Raw genomic sequence first — 19,286 nt, forward strand, 5'->3', positions numbered from 1 at the left:
ACCGGTGAATGTGGCAAATCGGGAGCGAGCCGCGGGCTCGAACAACCTCTCCCGCAAGCAGGAGAGGGAGCGCACCGACAATGCGCCACTCCTGTTCCCTGCGCCCAACTTTAAGACAGCGGCGACGGCTTCCTTAACCCGTTATTTACCGTAACAGAGAAAAGTCGGTTTTTGAGGCAGACGACCCGCGCCGAATGGAATTGTCTCTGCAACTGGGACGCGCGGGAAAGCTGGAGGCATCGGGTGGGGTGCCGAAGTCGGAACCGGACAGAAGTCATGAATTCGCGCGTATCGTGGAGTGTTGACGGCATCGATCCATCCGTCAGGGAGCGGGCCGAAGCAGCCGCGCGCCGTGCCGGCATGTCACTCAACGATTGGCTGAACTCCACCCTCGGCGACACCATCCCGCCGAACTTCCGCGGACCTTACGAGCAGCGCCCGCAAGCCCCGCAGGCCCCACACCTGGCACCGAGTCAGGAAAGCCGCGACGTCGCCGACATCCACCAGCGGCTGGATGCGATCACCCAGCAGATCGAGCGCATCTCGAAGCCCGCGCCGCGCCAAGACACGTCGCGCGACGCCTCGCGCGAGCAGGGCGTCGCGCGTCAGCTGAACGATGCGATCTCGCGGCTGGACGCGCGGCTGTCGCAGATCTCGCGGCCGCAGGCGCAGGCATCGCGGCCCGCTCCGGTCGAGACGCGCCAGCGCCAGGCCGAGGTGGTCGAGCGCGCGGCAGCACAGGTCTATCGCAACTCGCCGCCGCTCAGCCCCGCCTCGCTCGACGTTGCGGTGGCCGAAATCAGCGCGCGGCAGAACGAGCTCGACAGCTTTGCGCCCCGGCAGATGCCGCCGCGCGCGGCGCCTTCGATTGCGCCCGCCGCGCCGATGGCTCCCGCAATGTCTCCCCCGTTGGCGCCCCCTGCCCCCGCCTACGCGCCGCCGCCTCCGCAGCCGAGCTCCGACTTCTCCGCGCTCGAACGGCATCTCCTCAAGATCACCAGCCAGATCGAGGCGCTGCAGCGCCCCGATCACATCGAGCAGTCGATCACGGCGTTCCGCAACGAGCTTGCGGAGATCCGCCACGTCATCACCGAGGCGATGCCGCGCCGCGCGATCGAATCGATCGAAAACGAGATCCGCTCGCTGCATCGTCGCATTGATGAGACGCGCACCTCCAGCACCGACGGCCAGGCGCTCGCCGGCGTCGAGCACGCGCTGTCCGAGATCAAGCAGGTGCTGCGCACGCTGACGCCGGCCGAGCAGCTCACCGGCTATGACGAGGCGATCCGCAATCTCGGCGGCAAGCTCGACCTGATCCTGCGCGCCAATGACGATCCCGGCACGGTGCAGCAGCTCGAAGGCGCGATCTCGGCGCTGCGCGGCATCGTCTCCAACGTCGCCTCCAACGAGGCGCTGGCACGGCTTTCAGAGGACGTGCAGCTGCTGTCGTCCAAGGTCGACCAGATCAGCCGCGCCTCCGCCCCCAGCGGCGACAGTTTTGCGGTGCTGGAGCAGCGCATCGCCGCGCTCACCGCGGCGCTGGAGACGCGCGAGCAGCCTGCGCCGTCCCAAAGCACCGAGCATCTGGAGAACGCCATCCGCGCGCTGTCCGATCGCTTCGACCGCATGCAGGTCGGCGGCGACTCCGCCTCCACCTTCGCGCATCTCGAGCAGCGCGTGTCGTATCTCCTGGAGCGGATCGAGGCTGCCTCCGATCCGCGCAACGGCAATCTGAGCCGCGTCGAAGACGGCCTGCACGACATCCTGCGGCATCTGGAGCGGCAGCAGGCGACATATGCCGCGCTCGCCGAGAGCCGCAGCTCGGCGCCGGCTTCCGATTCCGGCGTGGTCGATCTCGTCAAGCGCGAGCTCTCCGACATCCGCTTCAGCCAGGCCGAGACCAACCGCCACACGCAGGACTCGCTCGACGCGGTGCACAGCACGCTCGGTCATGTCGTCGATCGCCTTTCGATGATCGAGGGCGACCTGCGCGCGGTGCGCAGCGCGCCACCTCAGGCCGCGCCGCAGGCCTTCGCAGCACCGGCGATGCCGGCCGAACCGGCGCGCAGCGCAATGCCGACGCAGCCGCCCAGAGCCGACATCAAGCCCGATCTGCCCAATCCGGCCGCGGCGCAGGCGGCCTTCGTCGCCGCACCGCGCGAATTCCACGCCGCAACGCCGGCTGCTCCGCCGCCGGTCCCGGCGGCACCGCAAGTCACAGCGCCCGTGCCGCCGCGCGCGATCAGCGAAATCCTGGAGCCGCATGCCGCGCCTGCGCGCGCTGCGATCGCACCGGAGCTGCCGCCGGATCATCCGCTGGAGCCGGGCACGCGGCCGAGCGGACGCGCCGCCACGCCGTCGGAGCGCATTGCCGCGTCCGAAAGCGCGATCAGCGAAATTCCCGCCCCGCCAAAGGAGCCGGTGTCGTCGTCGAGCTTCATCGCCGCCGCACGCAGGGCCGCACAGGCGGCCGCCGCGCAGCCCGAGAAGCCCGGCCGTGGCGGCAAGGCTGCCGCAGGCGGCGCTGCCCTGGACAAGGGCAAGGAAGGCTCGACCATCACCTCGAAGATCCGCTCGCTGCTGGTCGGCGCAAGCGTGGTCGTGATCGTGCTCGGCACCTTCAAGATGGCGATGAACCTGCTCGAGGGCGGCGGCAGCACTCCACCGGTGCCGGCGATGGAGACCCCCGCAAGCGCGCCCGCGCCGCAAGCCCCTGCCCCCGCCGAGAACAGCGCGAAGCCCGCCGTGCCCGAGCAGGTCACGCCGTCGATGACCTCGCCGACCCCGCTCGGCCGGCAATCCCTGAACAATGCCGCTCCCGCGAGCTCCGGCAGCGCCGCGTCGGTCGAGATCCCGCCCCCACCGGCGGTGGCTGGAAATAGCGACATCACCGGCGCGATCCCGACGACGCCGTCGCGCGCGCGGCTCGGCACCGTCCAGGTGCCGCCGAGCGAGCGGCTGGCCGACGGCATCGGCGGTCCGGTGCTGCGCGCCGCCGCGATGAAGGGTGATGCGACCGCGGCCTATGAGATCGGCGTACGCTTGGCCGAAGGCAAAGGCGTGGCTGCGAATTACGAGGAAGCCGTAAAATGGTATGACCGCGCGGCGCAGGCCGGCGTGGTGCTCGCGACCTTCCGGCTCGGCACGCTCTATGAGAAGGGCCTCGGCGTGAAGAGAGACGCCGACATCGCCCGCCGCTACTACACGCAGGCCGCCGAGCGCGGCAATGCCAAGGCTATGCACAATCTCGCGGTGCTCGACGCCGACGGCGGCGGACGCGGCGCCAACTACAAGAGCGCGTCGCAGTGGTTCCGCAAGGCCGCCGATCGCGGCGTCGCCGACAGCCAGTACAATCTCGGCATCCTCTATGCCCGTGGCATCGGCGTCGAACAGAACCTTGCCGAATCCTACAAATGGTTCAGCCTCGCCGCAGCCCAGGGCGACTCCGATGCGGCGACCAAGCGCGACGACGTTGCCAAGCGCCTCGACCCGCAGTCGCTCGCCGCTGCCAAGCTCGCAATCCAGACGTTCAGCGCCGAGCCGCAGCCGGATGATGCCGTCAACGTCGCAACGCCCGCCGGCGGCTGGGACAGCGCCCCGGCGCAGGCCAGCGCCAAGCCCGCGCCCAAGCCTGTCGCGACCAAGCGTCAGGCCTTGCTGGTGCATTAGCGCATCAAGAAATTTAGTTAGCTCGATCTTGCCACAGACTCGCTGCACCTCTCCCGCTTGCGGGGGAGGTCGGCGCGAAGCGCCGGGTGGGGGCTGTCTCCACATTGGGAGTCTCGATTGTGGCGACACCCTCACCAACCCTCTCCCGCAAGCGGGAGAGGGACCGCACGTCCCTCGTGGTTGGCAATCTCACCCCGTTCTAAGGCGAAATCCTCTCGCGACCTGCGGTTGCGCCGTCCTATACCTCGCTGCTGATGCCGTGTAGAACTGCGGGACACCCGCGCGCGGTATCCAGCAGCAAGAGGTCGCCTTGTCCGAGACTGATCGCCGGGAGGAAAGCTCCTTCCGCAGCTCTCCCACCGGTCCGCGTATCGCACCTCCGCGCGGTGCGGCCCGACGGCTGACAGTCGAGGGGCCGGTGCCCCTGCCGGCGCGCAGGCGGCTGTTCTGGTCGGTTGTCATCTTCCTGCTCCTGTCGTCAGGTGTGCTCATCCGTGCCTATCGCGACGTGTCGCGGCCCGAGGCCTGGGCCTACTGGAGAGACCAGTATGTCTCGCCGAGCCTGAGCTCGGCCGTCATCGCCAATGTCGATCTCGGCGGCGCCGCGCGCGGCCGGCGCGCACTCGCCGTCAGCGGCGAGATCGGGCCGGCAGCCGCGAGCTGGCTGCGTGACCGGCTGGATGATGCGCATCTCGTCCCCGGCGATCTGGTCCTGTTGTCCTCGCCGGGCGGCAACCTCAACCAGGCCGTCATCATGGGCGAGGCGATCCGCGCGCGCGGGCTTTCGACCGCCGTCGGTGTCGCCGACGCCTCGGGCCGCGTACGGCCGGCCTATTGCGCCAGCGCCTGCGTGCTCGTCTATGCCGGCGGCAAGATCCGCTATGGCGTCGAAGGATCGGCACTCGGGGTTCATCGGTTCGTGAACACAGCCGCAGTCAGCGACCCCGTCGCCGACGCCCAGCGCACGGCCGGCGCAGTGCTCGGCTACGTGACGCGCATGGGCATCTCCTCCTCGATCGTCGAGGCCATGTCGCAAACCAGGGACGTGCGCTGGCTGGCGCCCGACCAGGCCCTGGCGATGAATTTGATCACGGATCCCGTCGGCAAGCGGTGAGGATCGGCTCGCGTTAATCTGAACTATTCACCATGCCGGGCGGTCCTGATCGGACCACGGGCGAAAACGCCGCACGCCGGAAAATTCCTTGTCCCGCCGCGCGCCAAATTCGGCTAATGAGGGACGCGGCAATCGTTCCGCCTTCCCGCGAGCATTCCGCAATCCGATCCGTCTCGCCGGAACGTGCCCGATGCAGCTTTACCTCCCCATCGCTGATCTGCCGGTCAATGTGTTCCTGGTGCTCGCGATGGGCGCCGCGGTCGGTTTCGTCTCGGGCATGTTCGGGATCGGCGGCGGATTCTTGATGACGCCGCTGCTGATCTTCGTCGGCATTGCACCGGCGGTCGCGGTCGCTTCCGTCGCGAGCCACATCGCGGCTTCGTCCTTTTCCGGCGCGATCTCCTATTGGCGGCGGCGCGCGATCGACCCGGCGCTCGCGACCGTGCTGTTATGTGGCGGCGTGACGGGCACCGCGCTCGGGGTTTGGACCTTCACGCAGCTGCGCGCGCTCGGCCAGCTCGATTTGATGATCGCGCTCTCCTACGTCGTGCTGCTCACGACCGTGGGCAGCCTGATGTTCTCGGAAGGCCTGCGCGCGATGATGCGGACGCGGCGCGGCACTGTCCCGCCGCGGCGCACGCACAACTGGATCCATGGCCTGCCGCTGAAGATGCGCTTCAAGCGCTCGAAGATCTATCTGTCGGTGATCCCCGTGGTCGTGGTCGGCATCATCATCGGCTTCATCGGCGCCATCATGGGCATCGGCGGCGGCTTTATCCTGGTGCCGATCATGATCTATCTGTTGCGGGTGCCGACCTCGACGGTGATCGGCACGTCGATGATCCTGACGCTGGTCACCATGCTGGTCGCGACCATGCTGCATGCGATGACCAATCATCTGGTCGATGCGGTGCTGGCGCTGATCCTGATGGTTGGCGGCGTCACCGGCGCGCAGTTCGGCGCACGCGCCGGGCAGAAGATCCGCGGCGAGCAGTTGCGGCTGCTCCTGGGCCTGCTCATCCTCGCCGTCGGCCTGCGCTTCGCCGTCGAGCTCGTGCTCCGTCCCGAAGACCTCTTCACCATCCGCGAGATCGGAGTGACGGGATGATCGCGCGCGCAATCATCGCTGCCCTCCTGATGCTTTTGCTCGGCGGCGCCGCGCGGGCCGAGCGGCTGATCGTGTCGGTCTCCAACCACCGCGTCACCGTGACGCCGAACTATTCCGGCGAGGAGCTGGTGCTGTTCGGCTCGGTGGAGAGGGATGCGGCAACGCCTGCGAATCGCAATGCCTACGATCTCGTCGTCACCGTGCTGGGCCCGCGCGCGGACATGGTGACGCGCCGCAAGGAACGAAAGTTCGGCATCTGGATCAACACCGACTACCGGCAATTCTTGCAGGTGCCGAGCTATCTCGCGCTGTTCGCCAATCGCCCCTTCGACCAGATCACCTCGCCCGAGATCGCGCGGCGCCAGCAGATCGGGCTCAACAACGTGCTGCTGACCCAGCGCGTCGGCACCGACTATGCCGACGTGGTGCCGGACGACGCGTTCCGCAGCGCCTTCATCCGCCTGCGCACGCAGCGCGGGCTCTACCGCGAGGATCCGTCGGCGGTGACGTTCCTGACGCCGACGCTGTTCCGCACCGGCATTCCGCTGCCCGCGGAAGTGCCGATCGGAACCTATGAGGTCGAAATCAAACTGTTCGCGAACGGCGCGCTCGTGACCAAGACCGAGACGGCGTTCGAGATCGTCAAGGTCGGCTTCGAGCAGTTCGTCGCCACCAGCGCGCGGCAGAACGGATTGGCGTATGGGCTGGTGACGGCCGCGCTGGCGCTGATGTGCGGCTGGGCGGCGTCGATCGTGTTCAGGAAGGATTGAGGCGGGCGCTCGTTATGGGCGCAGGTGGACACCAATATCTCGGAGTCGTCCTGGCGAAAGCCAGGACCCATTACCACAGGCTGTTGTTGTTAGAAAACGCGGTGGCCACGGCTTGCCGCAACAACTCGAAGTCGGGGTAATGGGTCCTGGCCTTCGCCAGGACGACGTTGGGGGAGCAGCTCGCCTTCGCTGTTCGCAGTGACAACAGCGGAGTCTGTTTAGGGCGCCTCGATCACCGTAGGTACGCCGGGCTCGAGCAGGCGCAGGCGCGGGCCGAAGCCGAGGACGTCGAAGGTCTTGCGCAGGTCCTCGCCGTTCTGGCGGAAATGCGCCCAGCCTTCGGTATGGACGGGCACGATCACCGCATCGGGAAAGGCGCGCGCGGTCTCGATGGTGTCGTTGGTGTCCATGGTGAGATGGAACGGCCCGCGCGTCTGCGCAGCGCCGGCAAAGGGCAGCACCACGCCGCAATCGAAGCGGCGCGCTACTTCCGCAACACCGTCGAACCAGGTGGTGTCTCCGCTGATATAGATCGCGCGGCTGTCCTTGTTGCTGGAGGACACGACGAAGCCGATGACATCGCCCGACAGCGGCTCGATGCCGGCCGGACCGTGGCGCGCGGGCGTTGCGGTAATCGTCAGCGTGTTGCCGTCGCGATCCCTGACCTGCGTCGTGTCCCATGGCGCAAGTCCTTCGACGTGACCGCCGAGCCGTCTTGCGCCCGCTTCCGTCGTCAGCACGCGTTTCACCTTGAAGAGCAGCTCGCGGCCGGAATTGTCGAGATTGTCAGAATGCTGGTCATGGCTGAGCAGCACGGCATCGACCGGGCCGATCGCGTCGGCTTTCAACGCTGGCCCGATCGTCTTCTCCAGCTTCACATGCGGCAGCTGATAGGCGCCCGGACCATCGAAGGTCGGATCGGTGAGGAGCCGGAAGCCGTCGATCTCGATCAGCGCGGTCGGGCCGCCGATCAGCGTGATGGAAATGGGCATGACGGGCTCCTGTTACGCGGCGGACCTGGTTGCGAGGGTTTGGGCGGGACGCGTCACGAGATAAATGCCGATCGCCACCGGAAGGATCCCGAAGAGATCGCGCGCCTCGACATGCTCCCCCAACACGAGGAACGCGAACAGCATGCCAAGCGGCGGCATCAGGAAATGATAGGCACTGGCCGCGGTCGCGCCACACACTTTGAGGAGATGGAACCAGAGCAGATAAGCGAGGATCGAGCCGCCGAGCACCAGGAAGGCGAAGGCGCCGAGGAGGCCGGGCGTGTACTGGATGGCGTGGACATCAGCGAACGTCAGCGCGATCGGCGTGAGCACGATGCCGGCCGCCATGTTCTGGATGCCGTTGCCGATCCACAAGCTGCCCTTCGGCGCGAACAGCTTGAACAGGATGGTGCCGGCGACGATGGAGGCGAGCGAGGCCAGCGTGAACATGATTCCGTGCAGGCTGTCGGTGCCGACCGCGAGGCGATGCCAGACGATGAAGGTGACCCCAACGACGCCGAGCAGGAGGCCGCTCGCCTTGCGCCAGGTCATGCCCTCGCCGAGCAGCAGCGCGGCGAGCGCCGCCGTGAATACCGGGTTGGCCGACACGATCAGACCACCGAGGCCCGCGGAGACCCATTGCAGGCCGGTATAGCCGAGCCCGAGATAGAGCGCGTTGTTGGCGATGCCGAGCACCGCGAACATCGCAGCATCACGCCAAGTCATGTCCCACGCGTCGCGACGAAATGCAGAGATGGCGAAGATCAAAATGCCGGCGAGCGAGAAACGCGCCGCAAGCAGGGTCAGCGGCGGGCAGTCGGTGACGCCGATCTTGCCGGCGACGAAGGCAAAGCTCCAAAGCAGGCAGAACAGGCAGATGTAAAGCGGGAGCGGATTGAAACGGGCGCGGGGAACGGCGATCGAGGGCGCGAGGGACATGCGAATTCTCTTGGCAGTTTTCTTGGACCCTTGATCTAGGGACGCCCCTTGTCATTTGGAAATTAAATGATTAACTGCCGTCCAGTGGATTTATAAATGGAGGCTGATATGCTCGATCTGGAGCTCCTCCGCAGCTTCGTGTCCGTGGTGGATGCCGGCGGCTTCACCCGCGCCAGCGAACGCGTCCATCGCACGCAATCGACGGTCAGCCAGCAGATCAAGCGGCTGGAGGAGGATGTCGGCCAGGTGCTGCTGCACCGTGACGGCAAGGACGTGCGCCCGACGGAGGCCGGCGAGCGGCTTTTGTCCTACGCGCGCCGCCTGTTGTCGCTCGCCGAGGAGGCGCGTGACGTGCTCAGCGAGCCGGGCAGCGAAGGCGCAATCCGGCTCGGCATCCCCGAGGATTTCGCCGCCTATCGGCTGGCAAAACTGCTCGGCTCGTTCTCGCGCTCGCATCCGGGCCTGCGGCTGGATGTGCGTGCCGACCAGAGCAGGAACCTGTCCCGCGACCTCGAACGCGGCGAGCTCGACCTTGCGCTGTTCAAGCGCGAGGCCGGCGAGAAGGGCGCGATCGCCGTGTGGCCGGAGCGGGTGCACTGGGTGACCAGCAAGAGCCATCCGATTCAAGCCGACGTGTCGTCGGTGCCGCTGATCGGCTTTCCGCTCGGCTGCCTCTATCGCGCCGGCGCCATCCACGCGCTGGAAAGCGCCGGCCGGCCCTGGCACATGGCCTACACGTCATCGAGCCTCGCCGGCATCCAGGCGGCGGTTGCCGCCGGCATGGGCCTCAGCATCTTGTCGGAGATGGCGATCCAGTCCGATCACCGCGTACTGACAGCGAAGGACGGCTTTGCGCCAATCAACGAGACGGAGGTCGCGCTGATGGCCTCCCCGGGCGCGAGCCCCGCGACGCTGCGGCTTGCGGATCGCTTGGCGGAGTTCTGCGATACGGTGCAGGCGAAGGCGGCGTGATACTGCGGGATTCGTCGGGTGGGTTGGCCCCGCGGCTGCGCGGAGCGCAGTCCGCACGGCGTAACCCACCGCTGTCTCCCCGGATGCGAAAGAGGTGGGTTACGCTTCGCTAACCCACCCTACGAAGTGCGGACCTCAACAACACCGCGACGCTGCAATCGCGTGGACGCGATTGTCGCCGAGGAGATGCGCGGTGAAGTGTCGCTCGCCAAAGACTTTTGCGAACGCCGCGTCGCGGATGCTGAGACCGCCGGCATAGGCGCCGAAGGCCGGCATCACGGCGCGCATTCCGTCGGAGGCGAAGCAGCGCCGCTCCATGGAGCGGCCGCGTGCGGTAACGCGCGCCTTGGGATGGAGATGGCCGGCGATCTCGCCGCACGCGCCGGTCGGCTCGTGACGGAAAATGATCGGGCCGATCGCGACTTCGTCGGCGACGGTGCCACCGAGATCGCGCGGCAGCGCCGGGTCGTGATTGCCTGAAATCCAGATCCAGTCGCGGCCGCTCTGGAGCGAGGTCATGGCGTCGCGATCCTCAATCGACAGCCGCTCATGGGCGCTGCGATCATGAAAACTGTCGCCGAGCGCGATCACGATCCGCGGATCGTGCCGCGCGATCACGGCCGCAAGACGACTGAGCGTGGCGACCGTGTCATAAGGCGGCAGCAGCACGCCGCGCGCAGCGAAGCTCGAGCCTTTTTCCAGATGCAGGTCGGAAACGACGAGCAGGCGCTGCTCGTCCCAGAACAGCGCGCCGGAGAGATCGGCATGGAACGATGCGCCGGCGACGTCCAGCGTGCGCGTCGACGTGATCGAAATGGCCGCCTGCTCGGTCAAGGCCGGGCTTGACGACTTGGCAGGAGTTGCGCCCCAAGGATTCATTCTGCGGACAGTCTACGACATCGCCTCTTTGACGAGCTCGTCGGCGGCCTCCGCCAGCAGCTCGTCTGCAGCTTCGCCATAAACTGACTCGCGGCCGATTTCCAGCATCACGGGGACGGCGAGCGGGGAGACGTGGTCGAGTTCCCGGTGCGTGATGTGGCCGTGGATGCGCGCGAGCATGTCACCGAGCCGGCGCAGGTCGAGCAGGCCGGTCGCGGCATCGGCGCGCGCGGCGCGCAACAGCATGTGATCGGCCTGGTGCTTGCGCAGGACGTCGTAGACGAGGTCGGTCGAGAACAGCACCTGCCGGCGGCTCTTGTCTTCATCCGTGAAACGGCGCTCGATCAGGCCGGAGATCAGCGCGCAATTGCGGAACATGCGCTTCATCAGCGCGGACTCGGCGAGCCAGGCCTCGAGGTCGTCGCCGAGCATATCAGGATCGAACAACGCGTTGAGATCGAGCTGGCCGTTGCGGATCATGAAGGAGGCATCGCCCAGCCCCCAGATCGCGACCGCATATTCATTAGCGACGAAGCCGAGCGGGCGGGCGCGGGCGCGCTCCAGCCGGCGCGTGAGCAGCATGCCGAGCGTCTGGTGCGCGAGCCGCCCCTCGAAGGGATAGCAGATGAGATAGTGCTTGTTGCCGCGCGGAAAAGTTTCGACCAGGAGCTCGCGCACCGCGGGCACGCGCGAAACATCCTTTTGCAATGACAGCCAGTCGCGCACCTGCTCCGGCAGGGCACCCCACGCGCGCTTGTCATCCAGCAGCCGGCGCACGCGCTCGGCCAGATAAGTCGACAGCGGAAACTTGCCGCCCATATAGGACGGCACCTTGGGATCGGCGTCATGGGCGCGGGAGACGTAGACCTGGTCCTCGGCCAGCGCCTCATAGCGCACCACCTCGCCGCCGAACACGAAGGTGTCGCCGGGGCTGAGGCCCTCGATGAAATATTCCTCGATCTCGCCGAGCACGCGGCCGCCGCGCGCAATGGCGCCGGTCGAGCCTCCCGCTTTTCCTTGCCCCGTGGAGCGCGAGCGCACCAGCCGGACTTTCAGCATCGGCTCCTCGACGATGGTGCCGACATTGAGGCGATAGCTCTGCCGCACCTTTGGATTGGCGACGCGCCAGCGGCCCTGCTTGTCCTGCTTGATGCGGGCGAAGCGTTCATAGGTTTTCAGCGCGTAGCCGCCGGTAGCGACGAAATCGACGACGTCGTCGAAATCCTGCCGCGACAGATCGGCGTATGGCGCCGCCGTGCGCACCTCGTCATAGAGTTCGCCCGAGAGAAACGGCTCGCCGCAGGCGCAGCCGAGCACGTGCTGCGCCAGCACGTCGAGGGCACCGATGCGCAAGGGCGGGGTATCCTGCGCATTCTCCGCGATTGCATCGATCGCGGAGCGGCACTCCAGCACTTCGAACCGGTTGGCCGGCACCAGCACCGCGCGCGAGGCCTCATCGAGGCGATGATTGGCGCGGCCGATGCGCTGCATCAGGCGCGAGCAGCCTTTTGGTGCGCCGATATTGATGACGAGATCGACGTCGCCCCAGTCGACGCCGAGATCCAGCGACGAGGTGCAGACCACGCCGCGCAGTTTTCCCGCCGACATCGCGTCCTCGACCTTGCGGCGCTGCGCGACGTCGAGCGAGCCGTGATGCAGCGCGATCGCAAGTCCGTCGTCGTTCATGCGCCAGAGATCCTGGAACAGCATCTCGGCCTGGCTGCGGGTGTTGACGAAGACCAGCGTGGTCTTGTTCGCCTTGATCAGCTCGTAGACCTCGGCCAGCGCATGGCGCGCAGTGTGGCCGGCCCAGGGGAGGCGCTCGCTTGTATCCAGCATCTCGACGATCGGCGCGGCCGCGCCGCCGGCCATGACGATATCAGCGGCGGAGGCAGCCTTTCCGGCCGGCTGCGGCATGAGGAATCGCGCCAGCGAGTCCGGCTCGGCCACCGTCGCCGACAGGCCGATCATGCGCATCTCCGGCGCAAGCCGCCACAGCCGCGCAAGCCCGAGCGACAGCAGGTCGCCACGCTTGGAGGTGACGAGCGCATGCAACTCGTCGAGCACCACGCGCTTGAGCGATGAGAACAGGAACGGCGCATCGTCGGAGGACAGCAGCAATGCGAGCTGCTCCGGCGTCGTGAGAAGGATGTCCGGCGGATAGCGGCGCTGGCGCTGCCGCCGCGACACCGGCGTGTCACCCGTGCGGGTCTCGACCTTGATCGGCAGTCCCATCTCGGCAATCGGCCGCTCAAGGTTGCGCGCGATGTCGACGGCGAGCGCTTTCAGCGGGGAGATGTAGAGGGTGTGCAAACCGCCGCTGCGCTGAACGGCGCGGCCGGTGGAGATGATCTTGTGTTTGTCGTCGGCAGGCAGGGCTGCCCGTGGCCACCCCCCTCCCCGGCCCTCCCCCACAAGGGGGGAGGGAGAAGAGAGTTCGACCAGCGTCGGCAGAAATCCCGCCAGCGTCTTGCCGGCGCCGGTTGGTGCGATCAGCAGCGCGGAGCGACCCTCGCGAGCCTTTTCCAAGAGCGCCAATTGATGCGCGCGCGGCGACCAGCCGCGGGCCGCGAACCATGTCTGGAAGCGGTCGGGCAACGGTGCGGCCGGCTCGGCCGAGGCGGTGAGGATACGGGGCGGCACGGCGATAGAGGTAAGCCGTGGGGACGGGTTCGTCGAGGGGTGGGTCCTTCGCCTCGCCCCGCTCGCGGGGAGAGGCCGGAATTCAAGCACAGCTTGAATTCCGGGTGAGGGGGAGCTTCCACGAGTCCATCTATCACCGTGAATGCGGATGCAGCCCCTCACCCCGACCCTCTCCCCGTAAGAACGGGGAGAGGGAGAGGCGGCGTCAGCGCGCGCCCGCTACTCCGTCACGGGCTTGTCGGAGACCTGCCAGTCCTTGCCGTTGAAGGTCGAGATGAACAGTGTCTTCATCGGCGTGTAGTCGTCGGGCGTGTAGCTGTAGTCGACGCCGTCGAGGAAGAACGGCGAATGGAAGCCCTTGAGGTTCGCGGCCTGCTTCAGCACATTTTCGCGCGTGAGCTCGTCGCCGCAGCGGCGCAGGATCTCGCCCATGCTCACCGCCTGGCCGTAACCGGCATAGGCGATGGTGTTGTCGGGATCGACGTTTGGCAGATAATTCTTGCGTAACGTGTCGAACGCGATCACGTCCTTGTCATTCTCCCAGGGGCCGGGGCCGGCGTCCTTGGAATAGCGGATCGCGACGATGCCGGATGCGTTCTCGAAGCCGGCGGCGCCGAGGATGGATTTGCCGGTCGAGCCCGCCGAGAGCAATTGCAGCGGCTTCCAGCCGAGTTCGGCCGCTTTCCGGATCGACTGCGACGACGCCTTGCCGGTGGAGATGTTGTAGAAGACGTCGGCGCCCGACTTGGAGAGATTGATGAGTTGGGAATCGATGGTCGGATCGGTCAGGTCGTAGGTCTGCTCCAAAATCACCTGCGCGGTGCCGCCGGCATCCGCAAGCACCTTCTTGAAGGGCCCGAGGAAGTCGCGGCCGAAATCATCGTTCTGGTAGAGGATGCCGATCCTGGCATTCGGCTTCACGCTGATGACGTGCTTGGCGAGAATGCGCGCTTCGGTCGGATAGAGCGGCAGGCCCGCCATCGTCCATTTGAATTCCTTCGGGTTGTTCCACTTGGACGCGCCGGTATTGAGCAGGAGCTGCGGCACGCCCTTGGAATTCAGATATTTATGAACAGCGGTCTGCGGCGCGGTACCGAGCGAGCCATAGAGCGCCAGCACCTCCTCCTGCTCGACGAGGCGCCGCGTCGCCTCGACGCATTTCGGCGCGCTGTAGGCATCGTCCATGGTGAGGAATTTGACCTTGCGCCCGTTGATGCCGCCCTTCTCGTTCAGCATCTGGAAATAGGCTTCGCCGACACGACCCAGCACGCCATAGAGCGAGCCGGGGCCGGAATGCGGCACGGTCTGACCGATCTTGATCTCGGTGTCGCTCGCGCCCGCATCATATTTCTTCTCCGCAGCCCAAACGTAGGGCGCCGGCAAGGTCGAGGCTGCGATTGTGGCAAATGCACCGGCGCTGAAATCGCGCCGCGATGGATTTTTTGTCATTGGCGTTGTCTCCCTGATGCTGCGCATTGTGCGGACATCAAGGCACGCATCGCAAGTGGCAAGGCTGCGCTTTTGCGGCGCAATGACGCTCAATTTGCCGCAGCCCCAGCGCCTAGACTCAAGTTTTCTCGGCAACGATGACGAGGCCGCGCACCGGCTCGTTGTTCTCGTTTCGCGGCGAGGCCGGCGCCAGTGTCAGCAGCTTGAGGCCGGCATTCGCGATCGCAGCCTGCACATATTCCGCCGCATGGGCATAGCGCAGCCCCTCGCCCAGGACGACGCCGCTGCCGTCATGCGTCTCGAGCGTGAAGGCGAGCGTACCGCCGGCTGCGAGCACGCGCGTTGCTTCCATCAACACCGGCGCGAGATCGGACAGATACACGAACGCATCCGCAGCCACGACCAGACTCGCGCTCGCGTCCGGCTTGCTGCGCAGGCCGTCGATCATGTCGGCGACTTCCAGCTCGGCATAGAGGCCGGTGGCGCGCGCCTCCTTGATCATGCCGGGCGAAAGATCAATGCCGATGAAATGGTCGACCTGCTTTGCGAAGGCACTGGCCGCGAGCCCCGTGCCGCAGCCGAGATCGATCGCGCACTTGAAGTAGGCCGGCTTGTTCGCGGCGACGCGCGCGGCCAGCACCGCCTTGAAGATCAGCGCGGGGGCGCGATAGCCGAGATCGTTGATCAATGCATGCTCGAAGCGCGGCGCGTATTGATCGAACAGCGCCTGCACATAGGCTTTCGGCATCTCCGCCATCTGTGCCTCGCCGAGCCGCATCAGATGCAGGCCGGCGCCATGCTGGTCCTCAGGATCAGAGTCGCGCGCCTTGCGAAACGCCGCGGTCGCCTTGTCGCGCTCGCCGAGCTGCTGACGGATTTCGCCGAGCGTGAACCAGGCCGATGTGAAGTTCGGCGCGAGCTCGATCGCCTGCTCCAGCAGGTCAGCTGCGGCCGGAAAATCGCCCTTCAGCTGCAGGTCGCGCGCGAACTCGAAACGGCGGTCGGCCATCAGATCGCCGGAGGACAGGAACAGACGCAGGGGCATTTTTGGAACCAGAAGACGACGCGGGCCAATGACTCGAATGAAACGGGCGTGCAGCCTATATGACAGAAATGCGCCCGCAAGACATCCTGTTGCCAACTGCTGCCGGCCTGTGCTGCAAGCCGGGCGGCTTCCATATCGATCCTGTCCGCCCCGTCGAGCGCGCCGTGATCACCCACGGCCATTCCGACCATGCGCGTGCCGGCCACGGCGCCGTGCTGGCGACGCAGGAGACGCTGGACATGATGCGCCTGCGCTATGGCGAGAACTTTGCCGGCACGACGCAGGCGATCCGCTATGGCGAGGAGATCCGGCTCGGCGACGTCAAGGTGAAGTTTCACCCCGCGGGCCACGTGCTGGGCTCGGCGCAGATCGCGGTGACCTGTAAGGACACCTGTATCGTCGCCTCCGGCGACTACAAGGACGCGCCGGACCCGACCTGCGCGCCGTTCGAGCTCGTGCCCTGCGATGTCTTCATCACCGAGGCGACATTCGGCCTGCCGGTATTTCGCCACGGCGATGCGGCGGACGAGGTGAAGAAGCTGCTCGCCTCCGTGGAGCTGTTTCCGGAGCGCGCGCATCTCGTCGGCGCCTATTCGCTCGGCAAGGCGCAGCGCGTCATCGCACTGCTGCGCGCGGCCGGATACGACACGCCGATCTATCTGCATGGCGCGATGGAGACGATCACGCACTATTACCAGAGCCGCGGCATCGCGCTCGGCGAGCTACGCCCGGTGAAGGGCACGAAGAAGACCGATCTCGCCGGCACCATTACGCTGGCACCGCCCTCCGCCACCTCCGATATCTGGACGCGGCGGTTTCCCGATCCGGTCACGGCATTTGCTTCGGGCTGGATGCGGGTGCGCGCGCGAGCGCGGCAGGGCGGCGTGGAATTGCCGCTGGTGATTTCCGACCATGCCGATTGGGACGGCCTCACCGCGACGATCGCCGCGACCGGCGCCGGCGAAATCTGGGTCACGCACGGCCAGGAAGACGCGCTGGTGCATTGGTGCAAAACCAAGGGCTTGGCCGCGCAGCCGCTGGATCTCGTCGGCTATGGCGACGAGGAGGAGAGCGAGACGCAGCTCGCAAGCGAGGCCGAGGCATGAACCGCTTCGCCCAACTGTTGGACCGTCTCGCCTACGAGCCCGGCCGCAACAACAAGCTGCGGCTGATCACCGGCTATTTTCGCGAGGTCGGCGATCCCGACCGCGGCTATGCGCTGGCGGCGCTGACCGGCGCGCTGAGCTTCAAGCACGCCAAGCCTGGGCTGATCCGCGACCTGATTGCGGCGCGTACCGATCCGGTGTTGTTCGGGTTGTCGTATGATTACGTTGGCGATCTCTCGGAAACAGTTGCGCTGATGTGGCCGAAGGGCGTCGTCAACGACGGCCAGTCTTTCCTGGGCTACCCCCCTCCCCCACCCTCCCCCGCAAGGGGGGAGGGAGTGCAGCGCGACGCGGGGCGACGTGAGAGCGACACGTCGAACAACAAGTCTGAAGCAGTGGTGAGCGAAACCGTTACGGTTGTCGACGTATCGTCACGTGATGCAGGCACAGCTTCCACCGCTCCCTCCCCCCTTACGGGGGAGGGACAGGGAGGGGGGTGCCCCGGGGGAGATGACAGCCACCATCTCCGCCCACGCAACCACAACCACCCACCACCCCCAACCCTCACCGACGTCGTCACCACGCTGCGCACGCTCGGCAAGACCGAGCTGCCGGGCCAGCTTGCGCGCTGGCTCGACGAGCTCGACGAGACCGGCCGCTGGGCGCTGCTCAAACTCGTCACTGGCGCGCTTCGCATCGGCGTCTCCGCACGCCTGGCAAAAACCGCGGCGGCCGCACTCGGCGACAAGGATCCGCATGAGATCGAGCTGATCTGGCCCGGCCTCGTCCCGCCCTATCTCGACTTGTTCGCCTGGCTCGAGGGCCGCGCGGAAAAGCCCGTCAACCGCGACCCCGCGCCGTTCCGTCCCGTCATGCTCGCGCATGCGATCGAGGACTCAGATTTCCAAAGCCTTGATCCCGCCGACTACGTTGCCGAGTGGAAATGGGACGGCATCCGCGTGCAGGCGGTGGCGGGCCGCAACGATCGCGGCCACATCACGGCGCGGCTCTATTCGCGCACCGGCGAGGACATCACGGGGAGCTTTCCGGACCTCGTGCCCTCGCTGCACCTGCCCGGCGCGATCGACGGCGAGCTGCTCGTCGTGCGCGACGGCCGCGTGCAGAGCTTCAACGTTCTCCAGCAGCGCCTCAACCGCAAGGTAGTCTCGCCAAAGCTGATCAAGGATTTTCCGATCCACCTGCGCGCCTATGATCTGCTCGGCGACGACGAGAACGATCTGCGCGAGCTGCCCTTTGCCGAGCGGCGCCAGCATCTCGAAACCTTCATCAAGAAGCTGGGCGATTCCCGCATCGACCTTTCACCGACCGTGCCCTTCGATAGCTGGGACGCACTCACCGCCGCGCGCGCCGATCCCGCAAGTGCCGGCGCCGGCGAGGATGCCGAGGCCGTCGAAGGCGTCATGCTGAAGCGGCGCGATGCACCCTATTTGCCGGGCCGGCCGAAGGGGCAATGGTGGAAATGGAAGCGCGACCCGCACATCATCGATGCCGTGCTGATGTATGCGCAGCGCGGCCATGGCAAGCGCTCGTCCTATTATTCCGACTACACCTTTGGTGTCTGGACGGGAGGCGAAGGCGGCGACGAGCTGGTACCGGTCGGCAAGGCCTATTTCGGCTTCACCGACGAGGAGCTGCTCGAGATCGACCGCTTCGTCCGCCGCAACACCACGGAAAAATTCGGCCCCGTGCGCCATGTTGTGCACGAGCCCGACAAGGGGCTGGTGCTCGAGGTCGCCTTCGAAGGATTGCAGCGCTCGCCGCGGCACAAATCCGGCGTCGCCATGCGCTTTCCCCGCATCAGCCGCCTGCGCTGGGACAAGCCGCCACGCGAGGCGGACCGGCTGGAGACGCTGGAAAAGATGCTGAAGGCGGAGGTGGCGGAGATTGAGGCGTGAAAGCGCAATGAGGCTGGATTGCGGCCAGGACGGCGGTGCCCCCTCTCCCGCTTGCGGGAGAGGGTTGGGGTGAGGGTGTCTCCGCATTGGGATTCCCCCAGAGGCGAGAGCCCTCACCCGGCGCTCCGCCATAGCCGAGGCTTTGCATCGGCGTTCTTTTAAGAGGAACGGCCGCCGGTGGCGGCCTGCGCCTCTCCCGCAAGCGGGAGAGGTTGCACCGAGCCTGCGACACGATCATCCCGCAACCAAGGCGTACTCCGCTTCCCGAATTAAAATCCCGTAAGCCGATTGACGGCCGGATGCGGGTTCCCCATCTGCCTCGCCGTGCCCTATAATGGGGATCGAATCCGCTGAGGAGTTTTTTTGAGATGGCCAACGACGTCAGAGATTTGCCGGCCGGCCACAGCGATGGCCTGAACCGCTTTCTCGGTGGCTCGCCGCTGGCGGTCGCATTCCGCCTGATCCTGCTCTCGATCCTGGTCGGCGTCGTGCTCGCTGCGATCGGTTTCGATCCCTGGAATATCATCCACAGCATTCGCCTCCTGTTCCAGCGGCTGTGGGACCTCGGCTTCGACGCGGTCAACTGGCTGTGGCGCTACTTCCTGCTCGGCGCTGTCATCGTGATCCCAGTGTGGTTTCTGTCGCGCCTGTTCGGCGCGCCGCGCGGCCGGTAGATTGGGAGAA

General features: G+C 66.5%; 14 protein-coding genes. 8 read left to right on the plus strand and 6 right to left on the minus strand.

All coding sequences use genetic code 11. The annotated features are described in order from the left end of the window. The first annotated feature begins 276 nt into the window (after positions 1–276). The 4 genes from YUU_RS0105355 to YUU_RS0105370 all read left to right on the plus strand — a co-directional run bounded on the left by YUU_RS0105355 (position 277) and on the right by YUU_RS0105370 (position 6,661). A complete protein-coding gene (locus tag YUU_RS0105355; RefSeq protein ID WP_027521458.1) occupies positions 277–3,669 on the plus strand; it encodes a tetratricopeptide repeat protein in 3,393 nt (1,130 codons plus the stop codon). A gap of 310 nt (positions 3,670–3,979) precedes the next feature. Then, on the plus strand, positions 3,980–4,783 hold the full coding sequence (locus YUU_RS0105360) for a hypothetical protein (protein WP_027521459.1): 804 nt from the start codon (positions 3,980–3,982) through the stop codon (positions 4,781–4,783). 190 nt (positions 4,784–4,973) lie between these two features. Then, positions 4,974–5,891, plus strand: a complete 918-nt coding sequence (locus tag YUU_RS0105365; protein ID WP_027521460.1) for a sulfite exporter TauE/SafE family protein — start codon at positions 4,974–4,976, stop codon at positions 5,889–5,891. Beyond that, on the plus strand, positions 5,891–6,661 hold the full coding sequence (locus YUU_RS0105370) for a TIGR02186 family protein (RefSeq protein ID WP_027521461.1): 771 nt from the start codon (positions 5,891–5,893) through the stop codon (positions 6,659–6,661). The genes YUU_RS0105365 and YUU_RS0105370 overlap by 1 nt, the downstream gene beginning before the upstream one ends. Positions 6,662–6,879: 218 nt before the next feature. Here the strand turns inward: YUU_RS0105370 and YUU_RS0105375 are convergent, their stop codons facing one another. Together YUU_RS0105375 and YUU_RS0105380 are read right to left on the minus strand one after the other, a co-directional pair. After that, positions 6,880–7,653: an MBL fold metallo-hydrolase gene (locus YUU_RS0105375; protein ID WP_027521462.1), complete on the minus strand. Its 774-nt coding sequence runs from the start codon at positions 7,651–7,653 to the stop codon at positions 6,880–6,882. A 12-nt stretch (positions 7,654–7,665) separates the two neighbouring features. Next, entirely contained in the window at positions 7,666–8,592 is a 927-nt protein-coding gene (locus YUU_RS0105380; RefSeq protein WP_027521463.1) for a DMT family transporter, read from the minus strand. A gap of 108 nt (positions 8,593–8,700) precedes the next feature. On the opposite strand from YUU_RS0105380, the gene YUU_RS0105385 reads away from it, so the two are divergent. Then, positions 8,701–9,564: a LysR family transcriptional regulator gene (locus YUU_RS0105385; protein ID WP_027521464.1), complete on the plus strand. Its 864-nt coding sequence runs from the start codon at positions 8,701–8,703 to the stop codon at positions 9,562–9,564. 135 nt (positions 9,565–9,699) lie between these two features. Here YUU_RS0105385 and pdeM read toward each other — a convergent pair whose 3' ends face one another. The 4 genes from pdeM to YUU_RS0105405 all read right to left on the minus strand — a co-directional run bounded on the left by pdeM (position 9,700) and on the right by YUU_RS0105405 (position 15,580). Further along, a complete protein-coding gene (pdeM, locus tag YUU_RS0105390) occupies positions 9,700–10,398 on the minus strand; it encodes a ligase-associated DNA damage response endonuclease PdeM (protein WP_245287954.1) in 699 nt (232 codons plus the stop codon). A 57-nt stretch (positions 10,399–10,455) separates the two neighbouring features. Next, complete coding sequence (locus tag YUU_RS0105395) at positions 10,456–13,086, minus strand: ligase-associated DNA damage response DEXH box helicase (RefSeq protein WP_027521466.1); 2,631 nt, start codon at positions 13,084–13,086, stop codon at positions 10,456–10,458. A gap of 219 nt (positions 13,087–13,305) precedes the next feature. Then, positions 13,306–14,535, minus strand: coding sequence for an ABC transporter substrate-binding protein (locus YUU_RS0105400; protein ID WP_027521467.1), 1,230 nt, complete (start codon positions 14,533–14,535; stop codon positions 13,306–13,308). A gap of 118 nt (positions 14,536–14,653) precedes the next feature. Further along, positions 14,654–15,580 carry a class I SAM-dependent methyltransferase gene (locus YUU_RS0105405; RefSeq protein WP_027521468.1) on the minus strand — a complete coding sequence of 309 codons (927 nt, stop codon included), beginning with the start codon at positions 15,578–15,580 and terminating at the stop codon, positions 14,654–14,656. 68 nt (positions 15,581–15,648) lie between these two features. Here YUU_RS0105405 and YUU_RS0105410 point away from each other — a divergent pair, with 68 nt between their 5' ends. The 3 genes from YUU_RS0105410 to YUU_RS0105420 all read left to right on the plus strand — a co-directional run bounded on the left by YUU_RS0105410 (position 15,649) and on the right by YUU_RS0105420 (position 19,276). After that, complete coding sequence (locus YUU_RS0105410; protein WP_027521469.1) at positions 15,649–16,686, plus strand: ligase-associated DNA damage response exonuclease; 1,038 nt, start codon at positions 15,649–15,651, stop codon at positions 16,684–16,686. Continuing rightward, the gene (locus YUU_RS0105415) at positions 16,683–18,602 is read left to right on the plus strand and encodes an ATP-dependent DNA ligase (RefSeq protein ID WP_027521470.1); all 1,920 of its coding nucleotides are present in this window, start codon (positions 16,683–16,685) and stop codon (positions 18,600–18,602) included. Before YUU_RS0105410 ends, YUU_RS0105415 begins: the two co-directional genes overlap by 4 nt. 368 nt (positions 18,603–18,970) lie before the next feature. After that, positions 18,971–19,276: a DUF6460 domain-containing protein gene (locus tag YUU_RS0105420; protein WP_027521471.1), complete on the plus strand. Its 306-nt coding sequence runs from the start codon at positions 18,971–18,973 to the stop codon at positions 19,274–19,276. The last annotated feature ends 10 nt before the right edge of the window (positions 19,277–19,286 follow it).

This window comes from Bradyrhizobium sp. Ec3.3 (genome assembly GCF_000472925.1).
Lineage (GTDB): Bacteria > Pseudomonadota > Alphaproteobacteria > Rhizobiales > Xanthobacteraceae > Bradyrhizobium.

Bases quoted from the DNA above. Each gene is read 5' to 3' on its own strand.
- YUU_RS0105405 (WP_027521468.1), bottom strand. From the start codon at position 15,580: ATGCCCCTGCGTCTGTTCCTGTCCTCCGGCGATCTGATGGCCGACCGC.
- YUU_RS0105375 (WP_027521462.1), bottom strand. From the start codon at position 7,653: ATGCCCATTTCCATCACGCTGATCGGCGGCCCGACCGCGCTGATCGAG.
- YUU_RS0105400 (WP_027521467.1), bottom strand. From the start codon at position 14,535: ATGACAAAAAATCCATCGCGGCGCGATTTCAGCGCCGGTGCATTTGCC.
- YUU_RS0105385 (WP_027521464.1), top strand. From the start codon at position 8,701: ATGCTCGATCTGGAGCTCCTCCGCAGCTTCGTGTCCGTGGTGGATGCC.
- YUU_RS0105415 (WP_027521470.1), top strand. From the start codon at position 16,683: ATGAACCGCTTCGCCCAACTGTTGGACCGTCTCGCCTACGAGCCCGGC.
- YUU_RS0105365 (WP_027521460.1), top strand. From the start codon at position 4,974: ATGCAGCTTTACCTCCCCATCGCTGATCTGCCGGTCAATGTGTTCCTG.
- YUU_RS0105410 (WP_027521469.1), top strand. From the start codon at position 15,649: ATGCGCCCGCAAGACATCCTGTTGCCAACTGCTGCCGGCCTGTGCTGC.
- YUU_RS0105355 (WP_027521458.1), top strand. From the start codon at position 277: ATGAATTCGCGCGTATCGTGGAGTGTTGACGGCATCGATCCATCCGTC.
- YUU_RS0105380 (WP_027521463.1), bottom strand. From the start codon at position 8,592: ATGTCCCTCGCGCCCTCGATCGCCGTTCCCCGCGCCCGTTTCAATCCG.
- YUU_RS0105420 (WP_027521471.1), top strand. From the start codon at position 18,971: ATGGCCAACGACGTCAGAGATTTGCCGGCCGGCCACAGCGATGGCCTG.